At 36.6% G+C, this 17,148-nt stretch carries 12 protein-coding genes and 1 riboswitch; of the genes, 8 read left to right on the top strand and 4 right to left on the bottom strand.

The window, feature by feature from the left end; all coding sequences use genetic code 11:
• Positions 1–5: 5 nt before the first annotated feature.
• Positions 6–518, top strand: coding sequence for an RNA methyltransferase (locus tag DWB61_RS08135; protein WP_197091164.1), 513 nt, complete (start codon positions 6–8; stop codon positions 516–518).
• 5 nt (positions 519–523) lie between these two features.
• On the opposite strand, the gene DWB61_RS08130 is transcribed toward DWB61_RS08135, so the two are convergent.
• Both DWB61_RS08130 and DWB61_RS08125 read right to left on the bottom strand, forming a co-directional pair.
• Complete coding sequence (locus DWB61_RS08130) at positions 524–1,747, bottom strand: class 1 isoprenoid biosynthesis enzyme (RefSeq protein WP_125030402.1); 1,224 nt, start codon at positions 1,745–1,747, stop codon at positions 524–526.
• Positions 1,748–1,935: 188 nt separating this feature from the next.
• Complete coding sequence (locus tag DWB61_RS08125; RefSeq protein WP_125030401.1) at positions 1,936–4,770, bottom strand: PAS domain S-box protein; 2,835 nt, start codon at positions 4,768–4,770, stop codon at positions 1,936–1,938.
• Positions 4,771–4,974: 204 nt separating this feature from the next.
• Here DWB61_RS08125 and DWB61_RS08120 point away from each other — a divergent pair, with 204 nt between their 5' ends.
• The 6 genes from DWB61_RS08120 (at position 4,975) to DWB61_RS08095 (ending at position 13,361) form a co-directional block, all read left to right on the top strand.
• On the top strand, positions 4,975–5,448 hold the full coding sequence (locus DWB61_RS08120) for an HYC_CC_PP family protein (protein ID WP_125030400.1): 474 nt from the start codon (positions 4,975–4,977) through the stop codon (positions 5,446–5,448).
• A gap of 89 nt (positions 5,449–5,537) precedes the next feature.
• Positions 5,538–9,344 carry an efflux RND transporter permease subunit gene (locus tag DWB61_RS08115; RefSeq protein ID WP_125030399.1) on the top strand — a complete coding sequence of 1,269 codons (3,807 nt, stop codon included), beginning with the start codon at positions 5,538–5,540 and terminating at the stop codon, positions 9,342–9,344.
• A 43-nt stretch (positions 9,345–9,387) separates the two neighbouring features.
• Positions 9,388–10,635, top strand: coding sequence for a TolC family protein (locus tag DWB61_RS08110; RefSeq protein WP_125030398.1), 1,248 nt, complete (start codon positions 9,388–9,390; stop codon positions 10,633–10,635).
• A 108-nt stretch (positions 10,636–10,743) separates the two neighbouring features.
• Positions 10,744–11,106 carry a four helix bundle protein gene (locus DWB61_RS08105; protein WP_225423365.1) on the top strand — a complete coding sequence of 121 codons (363 nt, stop codon included), beginning with the start codon at positions 10,744–10,746 and terminating at the stop codon, positions 11,104–11,106.
• On the top strand, positions 11,087–12,961 hold the full coding sequence (locus tag DWB61_RS08100; RefSeq protein WP_125030397.1) for an efflux RND transporter periplasmic adaptor subunit: 1,875 nt from the start codon (positions 11,087–11,089) through the stop codon (positions 12,959–12,961). Before DWB61_RS08105 ends, DWB61_RS08100 begins: the two co-directional genes overlap by 20 nt.
• Positions 12,962–13,025: 64 nt before the next feature.
• On the top strand, positions 13,026–13,361 hold the full coding sequence (locus DWB61_RS08095; protein WP_125030396.1) for a heavy-metal-associated domain-containing protein: 336 nt from the start codon (positions 13,026–13,028) through the stop codon (positions 13,359–13,361).
• A gap of 77 nt (positions 13,362–13,438) precedes the next feature.
• Here DWB61_RS08095 and DWB61_RS08090 read toward each other — a convergent pair whose 3' ends face one another.
• Positions 13,439–13,828 carry a hypothetical protein gene (locus DWB61_RS08090; RefSeq protein ID WP_125030395.1) on the bottom strand — a complete coding sequence of 130 codons (390 nt, stop codon included), beginning with the start codon at positions 13,826–13,828 and terminating at the stop codon, positions 13,439–13,441.
• Positions 13,829–14,179: 351 nt separating this feature from the next.
• Positions 14,180–14,242, top strand: a riboswitch (Fluoride riboswitch).
• 24 nt (positions 14,243–14,266) lie between these two features.
• On the opposite strand from DWB61_RS08090, the gene DWB61_RS08085 reads away from it, so the two are divergent.
• The gene (locus DWB61_RS08085) at positions 14,267–15,562 is read left to right on the top strand and encodes a voltage-gated chloride channel family protein (protein ID WP_125030394.1); all 1,296 of its coding nucleotides are present in this window, start codon (positions 14,267–14,269) and stop codon (positions 15,560–15,562) included.
• A 76-nt stretch (positions 15,563–15,638) separates the two neighbouring features.
• Here DWB61_RS08085 and DWB61_RS08080 read toward each other — a convergent pair whose 3' ends face one another.
• Entirely contained in the window at positions 15,639–16,802 is a 1,164-nt protein-coding gene (locus DWB61_RS08080; RefSeq protein WP_125030393.1) for an ATP-grasp domain-containing protein, read from the bottom strand.
• Positions 16,803–17,148: the final 346 nt, after the last annotated feature.

Raw genomic sequence — 17,148 nt, 5'->3', positions numbered from 1 at the left:
AATGCATGAATAGCTATATATTTGCGCCACCATTTAAGATATATTACAAGGCGATGATAGATACTCTAGAGCAAGGATTTTTTGGCATAGGCATACAGAATGGAAAAACACCTGAGAATTTGGGTGTGCTTTGGCGATCGGCTCAGAATATGGGTGCCAGCTTTATATTTACAGTTGGGAAGCGTTACGCCAAGCAGGCTTGCGATACCCACAAGGCTGTAGGAGCCATGCCTTATTTTCATTACGAAAATTTCGAGGATTTTTATCATCATTTACCAAAGGGAGCCGTACTGGTTGGGGTTGAGCTCGATGAAAAGGCGGTTACTTTAGAAGAATTTAAGCACCCGCGTCGTTGTGTTTATTTATTGGGTGCTGAGGATAATGGTTTAACTAAGAATGCTATCGATAAGTCACATCATTTGGTAAAGTTTGATACGCGATTGAGTGTTAATGTATCCGTCGCTGGTAGTATTATCATGTACGATAGAAATCTGAAGCTGAAGTTCAGAAGCCTTTAGATGAATTAGTGTGCAAATTCCTTGGCTTTATATGCTTCGACCTTCTCTAATAGGTAATGACGAAGCGGGTCCAGTTCTACTTTTTTCTTTTGAAGAAAAGAAAAGCGGAATGGGGCGTGTTTTTCAATGTTTTGAACAAAAACATCACTAAAATCGGCTTGATTCTGATAGACTGAAGCCAAAAGAAGGAAACTAAAACTACGCTGGATAAGGTCTTTAAACGAAAGTTCATTAGGATACCATTTCTCTATATTCTGATAGAATGATTTTCCCATATAATACGTTTTACAAAGTAAGTGGTCTAACTGGCTTTGTGATATGTTTTTAGAAAAATAGGTCATGATACCTTCTTCATAATCATCTCGGGCATCTTGTAAATCATCTAAAATTTGAAGATAGGCACCATATTCGTAGAGAAAATGGTACTGCTTTTCATCCAGATGACCCATAACCAAAAAGCCATCAGCAATAACCGAGGTGGCTCCCTTTTCTATGCAGATTTGAAAACGTTCATCTTCTGATAGTTCTGTTTTTGTACTGACCAGTTTTAAGCTTTGAGTTTGAGCATGATGAATAGCAAGAAGGCTTTCGAATAGCTCAGGATGTGTTTTTCGTTCAAACTCACTTTCTATCATCGCAACCAAATCGAAGATTCGACTTTCTATCGAAGATTTAGCATCGACATGTTTGCCATTTAATCTGAGTGCAAAGCGATCGCAGAAATCCAGCTTTTCATTCTTACTAATCGTTGGGGTATCAATTAAATTGTCGGTGTAAGGATAAAGTAGACTATAGGCGAGAAGTGAAGCTGTAATTTTGATTTCTTTCCCGAAAAAGGATTGCAAACCAAGCATGACCCATACATTACGTAGGGCTTGGAAGATTTCAATCTGACTTAATTCTGAATCAAAGGTCCAAGCTTTTCGAATAAAGTCTTTTGTGGCATTAAGCATCTCAGCAGAGAAGATCATTGTGAGTTGCTCATGAGGATAAGCCAAATTTTCTTCAAAAAAGGCCTTAGATCGATCCAGTATTTTCGTTTTATTGGGATGATGAAGCTTAAATTCCTTTTTTATTAATCGTAAAAAGTGATTGAACTTGATTTCCCAAATTCGCTTTTCTAAATATGAGAACTGCCTTTTAGACTCAGGGAAATGATCAGGACAATTCATCCATTGGGCTGTGTATTCATTTTGTATTCTATTGCGCAAGTCTGAATGGAAGGTCATGACATATTTTTTGATTTTTGACTTATAACAAATAGAATAAAAAAAGATGGAATAGAAAATTAAAATTGTTGTAGGGGAATATATACAAGATAAAATAGACTATTGCATGGTCCAATTCATAGTAGACTTCTTCATAGTTTAGATCTGAGACATGTTTTTATCTAGGCCATACTTGTCATTTTACATTTTTATATGGGGATTGTAAAATTAAATGTTGATCCTTTTCCTTCTTCAGATTCCACCCAGAGCTCACCTCCCATTAATTCCACAATTTCTTTTGATATAGATAGCCCCAAACCATTACCTCCATAAAGTCTTGTGTTATGATTTTCTATTTGCCTAAAACGATTAAAAATAACCTTTTGATGTGTCTTTGAAATCCCAATCCCAGTATCTTTTATCGAGAACAATACATGCGTTTTGTGGCATTGGGCACCAAGTGTTATTTCACCTTTATTTGTAAACTTAATGGCATTCTTAATCAAGTTGTCCATAATCTGACGAATTCTTTTATGATCGCTTTTAATCTGACAGGCAATATTAAACGTGTTTGAAATTTTAATTTTCAATGCCTTGTCAGCAATTTCAGGTTTGTAAAATTGAAGTATCTCATTAAAAAGATCAATAATTAAAAATTCTGTCTGTTTAATACTTAGTTTTCCAGCTTCAATTTCAGCAATTTTTACAAGATCGTCTATGATCATCATTAGCTGATTTCCGGATTCTAGAATTACATTTCCATATTCATGTTTAACTTCAGCTGTCGTATCCTCATTCATCATAAGATTCGTAAACCCAATTATTCCATTTAGTGGTGTCCTGACTTCATGACTTAAATTTGCAAGGAAAGCTGTTTTTAATCGATCACTTTCCTCAGCCTCTAATTTAGATTTACGGAGTTCCAACTCCATCATTTTTCGATTAGTAATATCTTTACCGATCTTGATAAAATTGATAGGAGTACCTTCTTCATTCGTAATAGGAGCAATGCTGGCAACCTCCCAATAAAAGCTGCCATCTTTTTTTCGATTATAGAATTCACCTTCCCATTTTTCTCCTGCTAATATGGTGTTCCATAAATCTATATAAACATCTTTTGATAATTTTCCCGATTTCAATACTCGTGGGTTTTTACTGATTAATTCGTCAGCAGTATAACCCGTCAGTTCACAGTTTCGGGGGTTCGAATATTCTATGTTGCCATTAAGATCTGTAATGACAACCGATACAGGACTTTGCTCAACAGCTTTCGATAGTTTTAGAACCTCCTTAAAGGCATTTTTTTTATCCGTAATATCATGTACAACCGAATGTAAAACATCTTTTCCTTTCACTTCAATCTTTCCGGTATAAACCTCTATATCTCTAACTTCTCCGGATGCAAGGCGATATTTTAATTCATAATAATTTTTCTCATTATCAAGAGCCAGTTTGAGCTGTCTTTTTAATTCTTCTTCACCTGATTGACTGATCTGCCCCAGATCCATGTCTAAAAACTCCTCTTTGGAATAGCCAGTATAGGCCAGGACGGCTTTATTTGCGTCAAGAATCGTTCCTGTTTCAGGATCAATCAACACCATTGATGAACTGCTGTTTTCAAATATGGCTTTGTGTCTCTTTTCACTTGCTTCTAACTCTTGTTTGGCTTGAACGCTTTCAGTAATATCGTAGCAGGTGAAAGCAATGAGTCCTTTGTCGATAGGGAAAATATTAGTTGAGTAATATTTTGATGAGTATGGATAATATTTCTCGAATCGTTTCCCTTTATGATGTGTCAAAACATCTTTAAAATATTCTAGAAATTCATCATGTGTATCAGGAAAACATTCAGAATGTCTTTTACCAATTAAATCTTCACATTTAGCATCTATTATGGTTTCATTGACAGGATTCATATCAACATATCTGATATCTATTAGTTTGCCTAATGTATTGAAGATGGGTTCAAAAATAGCAATGCCTGCTTCTATTGAATTGTAAAAAGATTTGTAGCGAAATTCACTTTCTTCAATTTTCTCTCTCAAGTGGATCTGATCTGAAATATCAAAATAGTTGATGCAAAAGGAACCATCGCCCATTGGAAATGCATTGACTGAAAAATGACGATCAAAGTTTTTGTTGTAAAGCTCAATGTTTATTGTTTTCCCTTCGTTAATAACGGGTTCAAAAGTGTCAAGCCAAGCTTGTTCCGTTTTTGGAAAAAATGACATGAGATTTTTACCAATTAGAATTTTTTTGTCCATCCCCAATAGTTTCTCATTCATAGGGTTCATATCAAGATAAGTGGCATCAACCAGTTTACCATCAGGACTACAAATTGGAGAAAGAAGAACGACACCAGAATTCAGTTTAGAAAAAAGAGTGGTGTATTTAATTTCACTTTGTTTAAGTTTATGATTTAATTGCTTATTGTTGTTATTGAGATTTTGGTGTAAGTCTTGTTCTTTTTTTAATTCGCGACTAATTTTTTGATACGATTTTTTAGTTTGATTAATAATCCGCATCTGTTCCAGAGCATTCTCTTCCAAAAGCTGACTTTTACTTTCAAAGGTTTGGAAACTGGCAATGTCCAATTCAATAATATTCTTTATTTGTAAAAGAAGCTGTTCAATATCTTTAGAAAAGACATTTTCCTTGTTGTCTAAAACACAAATTGTCCCAAATGGTTCTTTGTTAGGTAGGTATATAGGAAAGCCTAAATAGGCAATCATGCCCAGTTTGATATCTGGATTCTTCATCCAATCTGGATCTTTTAAGGCATTGGGGACACTTAGTTTTTTACCGGTATTTATAACGGTCGTGCAATACAGCCCATGTAAGCTTTCACGATATCCAATTTGATATGGATTTTGTGTGTTTTCATTTCTTGCAAACACCTTCATCCATTCCCCATCTAGTTCCATAATGAGAGTTGATGGCAGCTTAAATGTTTTGCTTAGTAAATCAATTAATTTTTGCCATTTGGACACAGTTGTATCAGGAAAATGATATTTTGAACTAGCGGCGGTATATTGAATTTTCATAGGCTAAATGTGAACGTTTTTTTTCCTACTTTAAACATACCTATTTTATTGCAACTTTAGATCTAGGACAGCTGTAAAATGCAAGAATATTGAAGATTTGGTTTTGATGATTATTAAAGTGTTAGTTTTATTTGTTATGGGTATGAATATTGTAAATTCTTATATTTCTTTTGAAGTTTATTGAGTTTTTAAAGGTGTTTTTTTATGATTAAGTATCAATTCTTGATTGATAATTTCAGTAGAATTAACATCTCATTAACCCTTGATTTAAGTATCTTAAGCTATATTTGTAAAAAGAATCTAAATATAATGTTGAAAAAGATCAGTCATATTATTATAGCCCTGCTCGTATTGGTGACCACTATGGGAATGACTGTATCTGCACATTATTGTGGTGGTGAACTGAAATCTGTTCAGCTAGTGACCGCATCAGATTCTTGTTGTGGTGATTCTTGTGACTCCTGTCACAATGAAATTATTAAGGTGAAAGTTGAGGATGATTTTACGATCCAAATGATAAATTTTGATTTCACACAAGATTTTTCTTTTTTACCGGCATTCATTGAACTTCTTTTGGTTCCTGCTTTCGCAGAAGAGATTGAGCAGCTTGCTTACCATAAGCCTCCACCGCTAAGAATTCAAACTGTCCTTTCCAATTTGCAAGTCTATCGTTTATGATTTAAACATTATAATCATGTGAATGAATGCGTTATATTGCATTCTTTTTGCATAAATTACAATGTATAATAAGTCATAAAAATATAACTATGCTTAATAAACTTATCCGTTTTTTCCTTGAGAATAAACTGGTTACTTTTTTGGTACTTACTATTTTCATTTCATGGGGTGTTATCAATTCACCTTTTGGATGGGATACTGGTATTTTACCGAAAGACCCAGTTCCTGTCGATGCTATTCCTGATATTGGAGAGAATCAACAAATCGTATATACTGAATGGCCAGGTCGTTCGCCCCAGGATATTGAAGATCAGATATCTTATCCTTTAACAACTTCACTATTGGGAATACCTGGTGTAAAAACCATTAGAAGTAACTCCATTTTTGGCCTATCAAGTATCTATATCATATTTGATGAGGAAGTGGAGTTTTATTGGAGTCGAACACGAATTTTAGAGAAACTAAATTCGCTTCAATCGGGTACACTACCAGATGATGTCGCTCCAGCTTTAGGCCCTGATGCCACGGCTTTGGGGCAAATATATTGGTATACTCTTGAAGGTCGAGATAAGGACGGTAATCCTGCAGGAGGTTGGGATCCTCATGAGTTGAGAAGTCTTCAGGACTTTCAAATTCGTTATGCATTAACAGCTGCAAAAGGTGTTGCAGAAGTCGCTTCAATAGGCGGTTTTGTAAAGGAATATCAAATTGATATAGATCCACATGCCATGAGAGCGCATGGGGTGAATGTGGCTCAGATTATGGCTGCTATAAAAAATAGTAATCTTGACGTTGGTGCTCGTACCCTTGAATTCAATCGGGTTGAATACTTAGTGAGAGCCTTGGGTTATATCAAGAGCCTTGAAGACTTGGAGAAGTCAGTTGTTGCGGTGCGCGATAATGTGCCTATTCGATTGAAAGATGTGGCGAAAATCAATTTTGGTCCGGCAACTCGTCGTGGCGGCTTAGATAAAGGTGGAGCAGAAGCCGTTGGTGGTGTGGTTGTTGCTCGATATGGAGCTAACCCCCTAGAAGCGATTGATAATTTAAAAGCAAAAATTGCAGAAATTACACCTGGCTTACCTTCAAAAACTTTAGAAGACGGAACGGTTTCGAAAGTAACGATAGTACCTTTTTACGATCGGACAGGTCTCATTAAAGAAACACTTGGAACCCTTGAAGAGGCAATTTCACTTGAACTACTCATCAGTATTCTGGTTGTGATCGTTTTAGTTATGAATCTTCGAGCTTCATTTTTGATCTCTTCTTTATTGCCTCTCGGGGTTTTAATCACCTTTATTACCATGCGTCAGTTTGGTGTAGATGCTAATATTGTAGCTCTTTCAGGTATTGCTATTGCAATTGGTGTCATGGTTGATGTGGGTATTGTGTTCACAGAAAATATAATTCGTCATATCGACTTGCCTGAAAACCTGGGAGCCAAGGGGAAGCGCTTACTGAATGTGGTGTACGAAGGAACTGTTGAAGTAGCGGGTGCTGTGATTACGGCGCTTACCACTACCATTGTCAGTTTTCTACCTGTATTTGCCATGGAGGCTGCCGAGGGGAAACTCTTCAGACCTCTTGCATTTACAAAGACCTTTACCATGCTTGCAGCCCTTTTAATTGGATTGATTATTATCCCAACTTTGGCTCACTTAATTTTCTCAATTCGAGTAGATAAAAATAAGTATAAGAAAATCTGGAATATCTTTTTGATCGCTGCAGGTGTACTCATTTCCATTTTTTCGGGTTATTATATTGCCATTGTGATTTCGGCCTATGGATTAAATAGCTTCATGGCTGACAGATGGAAAGAAAGCCAGAAATATTGGGTAAATGTGATCAATGTTGCCATCACAATAGTGGTCATTGTGTTCTTTCTGACAAAGGCCTGGATGCCCATGGGGGCGCAATACAGCATGTTTGCCAATTTCACGTTTGTTATCCTAATTGTTACATTGATTTTAGGATTGATGTCAAGCTTTGTGTATTTCTATTCAAGAATTTTGACTTGGTGTTTAAATAACAAATGGAAGTTCTTGAGTCTGCCAATTTTGATTGTCCTATTTGGAATTACCAGCTGGCAGGGCTTCGATAAGATGTTTGGTTTTGCACCTAATTTTGCAAAGGAAACGTCTCTTTATCAGAGTCTGGATGAAAGTTTGCCAGGTATTGGAAAAGAATTTATGCCTTCTTTGGATGAGGGTTCTTTCTTGCTGATGCCTACTACGATGCCTCACTCAGGTATTGCAGAAAATTTGGAAGTGATTCGTATACTTGATAAAAAATTAAACAATATTCCTGAAGTAGAATCCGTAGTCGGTAAATGGGGACGTGTGAATTCGGCACTCGATCCAGCACCAACCTCTATGTACGAGAATGTGATTAATTACAAGTCAGAATACATTCTAAATGAAGATGGGCATAAGATGCGTTTTAAAGTAGATCGAGATGAAGCTTTTATTTTAAAGGATGGATCGGTTTATAATCCCAAAGAAGAAGGATTCCGTTTGGTTGCTAAGGAAAACTTAGTTGTTTATAAAAACGGTGAATATTTCCGTCAGTGGCGAGATAAAATCAAATCACCCAATGACATTTGGGATGAGATTATCAGCAATGCAACGATACCAGGTCTGACCTCAGCTCCTAAGTTGCAACCCATTCAAACCCGATTGGTGATGCTACAAACTGGTATGCGAGCTCCTATGGGGATTAAGGTTTTTGGACCTGATTTGGAAAGTATTGAGAAAGTAGGTTTCGAATTGGAAAAACAGCTGAAACTCGTTGAGGGTGTAAATGGCATGTCTGTTTTTGCAGATAGAGTTGTAGGTAAGCCCTATCTTGAAATGGAGATCGATCGTGATGCTATTGCGCGCTATGGTTTATCGATTAAGAATCTGCAAGCTGTTATCAGTTCTGCCATTGGTGGGATGAAATTGACATCGACAGTAGAAGGTCGTGAGCGTTTTCCTGTAAGGTTGAGATATGCACGTGAATACCGAGATAATCCTGAAGCTTTAAAGAAGATTCTGATTCCAACACCAACAGGTGTTCAGATTCCTTTGGGTGATTTAGTTACATTCCATTATGTACGTGGCCCTCAAATGATCAAGTCAGAAAATACTTTCCTGGTAGGTTATGTGATTTTCGATAAAAAAGATGGATTTGCTGAGATCGATGTGGTAGAGAATGCACAGGAATATCTGGATAAAGAACTTGAATCAGGTGAATTTGTCTTGCCAGCAGGAGTCTCTTATGTTTTTACGGGTAATTATGAGAACCAGATAAGAGCGACCAAACGTTTGATGATTGTGGTTCCTGTATCGCTAATGATTATTTTTTTGATTCTGTACTTCCAGTTCCGATCGGTTGTTTCGACTTCATTGATCTTTACAGGAATTATCGTTGCGCTCTCAGGAGGATTTATCATGCTTTGGTTATATGGTCAGACATGGTTCTTAGATTTTTCTTTGGCAGGCATGAATTTTAGGGACTTATTCCAGGTACAGACCATTAATCTGAGTGTCGCCGTTTGGGTTGGTTTTATCGCTCTCTTTGGTGTAGCAACTGATGATGGTGTCTTGATTAGTACTTATATCAAGCAATTACAGGATAAGAATCCAGCTAAATCAGTAAAGGAAATTCGAGATCTGATTATCGAAGCGGGTTCAAAAAGAGTACGTCCAGCCATAATGACGACAGCTACAACGATTATCGCTCTTCTACCTGTATTAACATCCACAGGAAAAGGTTCGGATATCATGATTCCGATGGCAATTCCTCTATTTGGAGGTATGACCATTGAGGTGTTAACCATGTTGGTCGTTCCAGTCCTTTATAGCATGTGGCAGGAGAGGAAAATTAAGAATGACGATTTAGGAATTACGAATTAAGTTGAAAACAAAGCCTGAATAGATTTCATTAAAATATATAGACATGAACATACAAAAACAATATATATCGATCTGTTTCTATCTCTTTCTATTGATCGCGATTCCTATCACAGGATTGGGACAAAGCGAACTTGGGGACTATTTGGAAGAGGCTGCAGAAAACAATCCCGGACTTAAATCTAAGTTCAACGATTATTTGGCAGCATTGGAACGTGCTCCTCAGGTAAAGGCCTTGCCAGATCCACAATTGGCGTTTGCTTATTTTATAAAGCCGATTGAAACAAGAATGGGACCACAGGAGTTTAAATTTTCTGCTTCTCAGATGTTTCCATGGTTTGGAACTTTAAAGGCAAAAGAAAATAGTGCCATTCAAGCTGCTAAGGCTAAATATGAAGCCTTTGAAGAAGCAAAGGTTAAGCTCTTTCATGAGGTTCGAACCACTTATTACAACCTCTATTTTAATAAAAAAGCCATTGCCATTAGTCTCGAGAATATAGAAATTCTTCAATCTTTTAGAAAGGTGTCTGAGATTAAGTTAGAGGCAGGGCTCGTATCTGCACTCGATGGTTATCGTATTGAGATTGAAATGGGTGATTTAGAAAACCAGCTGGCCTTGCTTAAGGATAAGCAGTTTGTTCTGGAGGTGGTGTTTCATAATTTATTGAACTCAGAAAGTAAAAAAGAGATCTGGCTTCCAAAAGAATTATGGCGTACAGATTTGGCATTAAGCAAAGAGGCTATACTAGATTCTATTCAAAGCAATAATCACCAACTTTTAAGCTTAAGTTTTCAACAAGAAGCTTTAAGTTTCAAAAAAGAGGTGGCCAGGAAGGCTGGAAATCCTAATATCAATATTGGCTTTGACTATATCGTAACGGGTAAAGGTGATATGAATCTGGCTGGAACCAATGCGTTTGTTTTTCCTAAAATAGGGTTAACCATTCCTCTTTATCGAAATAAGTATAAGGCATTGGTTAAAGAGGTGGTTTATCTGGAAAAAGCTAAAGCTCTTGAACAGGATAACAAAAGCAATATTCTTGAGAGTCTATTTGAAAAGGGATGGAAAGATTACTGTGATGGCGAAAGGCGCATCCATCTTTTTCATTCACAACTCGAGTTGGCCAGAAAAGCCTTACGCCTATTAGAAACGAACTATGCGACTGGGAATAAGAATTTCGAGGAAATCTTAAGAATGGAACGCAAAGTCTTGAAATATAATTTAGAATTAGAAAAAGCTAAAGCAGACAAGCAAGCAGCTATTTCATTTATCTCCTACCTAATGGGAAATTGATGCGGTGATGTGATGGTTTGAGGATAAGTTGATTAAATAAAATTGATTAATTTAATAATTCTTTTTTCTCATTTTAAACACATTACAATCATGACACATTAAAACGAAATAGTAGAAATTAGTTTTGAATTTGCATTGCTCATTATTGAAATGAGTGAAGTTTTAGAAACTAAACGTAAATATGTTGTAGCTAAACAATTATTGAAAGCAGGAACTTCGATTGGTGCAAATGTAAAAGAAGCACAAAGTGCAGAGAGCAAAGCTGATTTTGTACACAAATTAAAAATTGCACATAAAGAAGCTCTCGAAACAGAATATTGGATGGATTTAATGAAACACAGTGAAACTTATCCGAATCCATCGACTTTATTAGAAGACAAACTGCTTTCAATTAAAAAGCTATTGAATAAAATAATTTCTTCAGCAAAGAAGAAACCAGAATATAAAAGTTATGAAAGAAATAATAAATAGTCTGAAACAGAATATAAAACTGATTGCAGTCATACTTGTGATTGGGAGTATTGTCGGTTTTGTCATTGGCAAATCAACAAATCATGCTTCAACTTCGCTCAGCAATCATGATGTGAGCGAATCATCGCATCAACACATCAACACATCATCACATCCAAAAATCTGGACCTGTTCTATGCACCCACAAATCAAGCAGGATAAACCGGGCTTGTGTCCTATATGTGCTATGGATTTAATTCCGTTAAAAAGCATGCAATCGGGTGGTGATGATGTGGATTCTAATGAAATTGTAATGTCGGAATCGGCAGCTAAGTTAGCTTCTATTCAGACAATAAGAGTAGAAAAGGGAACACCAATAAAGACAATCAACCTTCAGGGAAAAGTTCAGGTTGACGAGCGAAATATTTCAGAACTAACTGCCCGTTTTGGTGGCCGTATCGAGAAGCTCTTTGTTAATTATACGGGGCAGTATGTCCGTAAGGGAGAAAAACTTGCAAGTATCTATTCTCCGGCATTGTTGAGTGCTCAGAAAGAACTGCTTGAGGCAATTAGTTTTAAAGAAAGTCGTCCTGGTTTATATACTGCTGCTAAAGGTAAGTTGAAACTTTGGGATTTAACAGATAAGCAAATTGCAGCGATTGAAGAAAATGGAGAGCCTCAGGCTTATTTCAATATATTATCACCTATTACAGGAACTGTAAGCATGCGACACGTTGCTTTGGGCGACTATGTGAAAGAAGGTAAGGCTTTATTTAAAGTCGTTGATCTTTCAAAAGTTTGGGTGATGTTTGATGCTTATGAGAGTGACTTGCCATGGATTAAATTGGGGGATAAGGTGAGTTTTTATCTGAAGAGTTTGCCAGGGAAATCTTATACGGCAAAGGTGACTTATATCGATCCTTTTATTAATGGGAAAACCCGTGTGGCTAAAGTTCGATTGGAAGTCACAAATAAGGAACAGGTATTAAAACCAGAAATGTTTGCTCAAGGCATTTTAGAATCTGAAATTGCTGAAAGTAGCAGTGTGATCATGGTGCCTAAGTCTGCTGTTTTGTGGACAGGGAAACGATCAGTGGTTTATGTGAAAATTGCCGATCGAGAATCACCTTCATTTCTTTATCGCGAAGTTGTTTTAGGGCCAGAAGCAAGTGCCTATTATGTGATCTCGGAAGGTTTAGAGGAAGGTGAGGAAATTGCAACCAATGGTGTATTTAAAATCGATGCTGCGGCTCAACTGGTTGGTTTACGAAGTATGATGAATCCTGCTGGAGGAGCTGCTCCTGCAGGTCATAATCATGGAGGAGAGACTAAAAAAATGATGTCAGGTCTGGATGAGGCTAAGTTTTTTGTAAATGGTGCTTGTGAAATGTGTAAAGAGAATATTGAAATGGCTGCCTATGGAGTGAAGGGTGTTGCTCATGCTGTCTGGGATAAGGAAGCTAAGGAACTTACGATGCATTACGATGCGAAAAAAGTGAATCCTGAAAAAGTGCAAAAAGCAATTACCGAAAAGGGCTATGATGCAGGTGCTTTGCGTGCAGACGATAAGGTATATACCGAATTGCCTGAATGTTGTCAATATTCCCGTATGGAAAAAGCCTCTGTTTGGGTTAATGGGAATTGTGATATGTGTAAAGCAATAATTGAAGAGGCTGCCATGTCTACTGAAGGTGTTGTTCGTGCCGATTGGAACGGAGAGACACATACCCTAAATTTAGATTTTGAATTGGGTTCAAACAATGTTGATGCCGTTGAAAAAGCGATTGCTGCTGTGGGTTACGATACAAAAAATCATAAGGCTTCTGATTCGATCTATCAGAAATTACCAGACTGTTGTCAGTACGATAGAAAATAATTCTATAAACAAATGTGTTATCCTGATCCCGAACTTTATCGGGACAGAATTAAAATTTTAAAAGATGAAAACAAAATTATTAAGTCTACTGGTTATTTTTATAATGGGAACTGCAAGTTTATTTGCACAAAACAAAACCGGAAAATTCAAGGTGTTTGGCAATTGCAGCATGTGTGAAAAAACAATTGAAAAAGCTGCCAAAGCAGTTGAAGGAGTCACTTCTGCTGATTGGGATAAGAAAACGAAGATGATAGAAGTGACCTTTGATGAGTCGAAAACAAACCTTCATAAAGTGCATATGGCAATAGCTAAAGTAGGCTACGATACCGAGATGCATAAGGCAAGTGATGAGGCCTACAAGAAATTACCTGGCTGTTGTCAATACGAAAGAGCCCAATAAACGGTTAGAATTTTAGATATTGATAAAGAGGGTGTCCATAAAGTAGACGGACACCCTCTTTTATAATCGATAGATCTCTATAAAAACCATTCAGGATCAGCATATTTTTTACAATGTTCACCGTAAGAGAATACCTTTTTATCCTCCAAAAGATGCGTTACTTTTTCGCCATAAATTTTAGAAAAAATAACTGTAGATTCTTTCTCCTTGATGTTTTGATACTGTATTTGTGCAAAGTTTTCGTGTTTATTGCTATCTAGAGTTGAATGACAAATAGAACAGTATAAAGAAAGTTTTTCGCCAATAGTGAGCTTAAATTCGGTATTCTTATAACTGGTATAGTTGCCGATCTCAGGATGTAGCAAAAGCAGTCCACTTTCATCTTTAGAATTTTTTGCAGACAAAATAATATGCCCCTTAACATTCAATATTCCTCTGCAATGTGGGCATAAATAATTGGTTCCCATAGCTTCATATTTTTAAAGTGAGTATTATGAATTATTGAAGATTTATTCGTGTTAGAGACAAGGGTAGAGCTTGATTGTTATTGAAAACACATACGATCTAATTTACGAAATTCCACTGTGATTTCATAAATCATTAATATTAACCGCAAAGAACGCAACGAACACAAAGTTGATATACATTATTTCTTAGCGTTCTTAGTGTGCTTAGTGGTTTAATCTTTATTTATTTTTTTTAATGAAAAGACAACAATTACAAAAGATTGATTTGTGACATTATATTGCTCTGCGAACTTAGATAAGCTTTTTTTTGACCTAGAGATTTTTGATCTTAAAAAAAAGTCATAAATTTGTCAACCCAAAGGAAATGGAGTTTTCCTACTTAACTGCCCAATGGCTGATGACTCCTGCGAATATTTTTTTCAATTTCACAGGATTGTTATGCAAAAAAATCTGTACAGCTCATATTCACTTGCTCGTAAATTTATTCTAAGTAAGCAACCTGCTCTTTTATCCATATTAGAGTGGCTATTGTTATCTATGGTCATTGCCATTTGTGTGGGTTCGGCCTGTGCCTTCTTTTTAATCAGTTTGGAATATGCCACCGATTTTAGAAATGCACATGAGTGGCTTATTTATCTTTTGCCTTTGGCAGGAATTCTTTTGGGCTACGTGTTCTACCGTTGGGGAAAAGAAATTGCACCAGGAAATAATCTGGTGATCAGTAACATTCATAAGCCAAAAAAGATCATTCCTTTTCGATTGGCTCCCTTTATTCTGGGAGGAACCGTGTTTACCCATCTCTTTGGTGGATCGGCAGGTCGTGAGGGAACAGCAATCCAAATGGCTGCTGCTATTTCCGATCAACTTAGCCGTGTTTTTAAACTAAGCAAGTATAATAGACGGATTGTTTTAATATCAGGAATGAGTGCCGGTTTTGGTGCTGTTTTCGGAACGCCATTTGCCGGAGCAATTTTCGGATTAGAGGTTTATCACATGGGAAAAATCAAGTACAATGCTATTTTCCCGGCCTTTGCTTCTTCCTTTATGGCTGATTATGTCACCAAATCTTATGGCGTATCCCATTCCCATTACATTTTAGGCCTTGTGCCCGATATGAATCTGCAAGCTCTTCTTATCACGATTTTGGTAGGTATTTGCTTTGGTTTAGCCTCTCTCAGCTTTATTAAGCTGACAACTTCTTACAGTAAAATCAGTAGCAAATTCATCAAAAAAGCCTACATGAGACCTTTCTTTGGGGGGCTTTTGATAATAGCCATTGCAGGACTTTTGGGAACGACCAAATACCTGGGTTTAGGTTTGCCTACTATTGTTGAGTCCTTTACGGTACAGCAGGCTCCCTACGTGTTTTTCTTTAAACTCTTACTGACAGCTATTACGCTAGGGGCGGGTTTTAAAGGGGGAGAGGTGACGCCCTTATTCTTTATAGGAGCTGCTTTGGGTAGTGCTTTGTCTCTGTTTCTTCCACTGCCGGTCGGTCTCCTGGCAGCAATGGGTTTTGTAGCTGTCTTTGCCGGTGCATCCAATACACCACTAGCATCCAGTATTATGGCCATCGAGCTCTTCGGTATAGCTTGTAGTCCCTATGTTGCTATTGCCTGTATTGTGGCTTATCTCATTTCGGGGCATCATGGTATATACAGCTCTCAGGTTATTGGTGATGCTAAATCGGTTACCAAACTACGAGAGACGGGTCGAACATTGGGTGAAGTATAAATGGTTCTATAAAGCCTGATACATAAAGGGTCTAACAATCTGCCAGGCCTCTTTATATATAGTATGTTAATCATTTCTATTTTTCTGTGACAAATTCGCGAAGATTTGAAACTAGGATTTCTTCTATCTCTCTGAATTTAGATTTCTCACTTTTGGTATATAACATCCCGAAAATAGGATAGGTCTTGTAATCGATTTTGCGTAATTCCAGTGGGTTTGAAAATTGTTTAAGGAGCTTTTCGTAATCAAATTGTGCAATGTTCCCAGACGAAATACCTGTTGAGTTATCAAGTATGATTAAACTGTAAATCTCATCATCCATATCATTTAATATCTGTTCCCAGTCAGGTTTGATATTTTTTAAAAAGCAATGGTAAGGATTTAAACTCATTGCTAAATGAGTTAAGTCAGCGGTGGTACACCAGCCTCCAAATCGCATAGGATTTACTTCAATTGGGATTAACTTGCCTTTATGATCTACACGAACCTCAATATGAACAGGGAAGTTTTTAATATCGGCTTGTTTGCCCAGAGACTTAACAAATAGTGTGAATTGAGGCAAGTAAGTTTGAATAAGCTCTTTTGAAGTGAAATAAACACGATCACTCACATCTTTTTCAGATGCAAATAAATGTTGTGTTATACCAAGAACGACAGCTTCTCCTTTTTCATCAAAATAGGCATCGAAAGCAAATTCATTTCCTGCAATCACTTCTTCGATGATAAAAGATGAGGCATTGATTACTTCGATTGGAAATAAGCTTTTAGCATTGCTAAATTCCTTATGTATGTCTTGCTTCACCTTAAGCCATTCTTCTTTATTTACGACTTTATGGACGCCCAAACTTAAGAAGCCAACCGTTGGTTTGATAATAAATGGCATAGGAAGATCTTCTAAGTTAATATGATCAAGATCTTGAAGAGAAACTTCCTTAAAAAAGAAATTGGGATAGATACTTTTGATCAATTTTCTAAATTCAATCTTGTTTTTGAAGAGCTTGATATATTCAGGAAGCTTTGTAAAGGCTAAATGCGTGCTGACCCAATTTATTGAATTCTCTGAATTGGTATAAAGACGACTATTGGGTTCGTGCTCAAATTGCTGGATGATTGCCTCAGGCTTTATCAAAGCGATTTCTCCATCTTCAATAATATTGCCTGTATCAAGTGCTGAAAAATTATATTTGGTAATTGTGTCCTTTAGAAATTGGGAAACATAGGGCTTATCTAATAAAATCATATTTATAGGTTTAGGTGTTTGTAGGTCTTATCACTGTTTTCAAAGCTACAAAATTTGTGATTCTAATCCTGTACTCTAAGATGAAGACTTATACTGGGGTATTAAATTTTACTCTTGTGAAAATACTCCAGTATAGGAATAAACTTTAAGATTTATGTGATGATTGGTCTTATTTGAGCCAAGTCATGAGATCTTTTGTTTCATGAGACAAAAGTCAACTTAAGCATCCATCATTTAACTTTATATCAGCGTATATCGTTGACTTTGCTTAACAGTAGTTGGATGATTGTTGATCGGTTTCAAAATAAAATGCATCTATAAATCAGTTAATTATCTTGCGAGGGAG

This window comes from Ancylomarina euxina (assembly GCF_003863355.1).
GTDB lineage: Bacteria > Bacteroidota > Bacteroidia > Bacteroidales > Marinifilaceae > Ancylomarina > Ancylomarina euxinus.
Note: the sequence above shows the minus strand (reverse complement) of the source record. Positions and strands in the feature narration are given on the sequence as shown.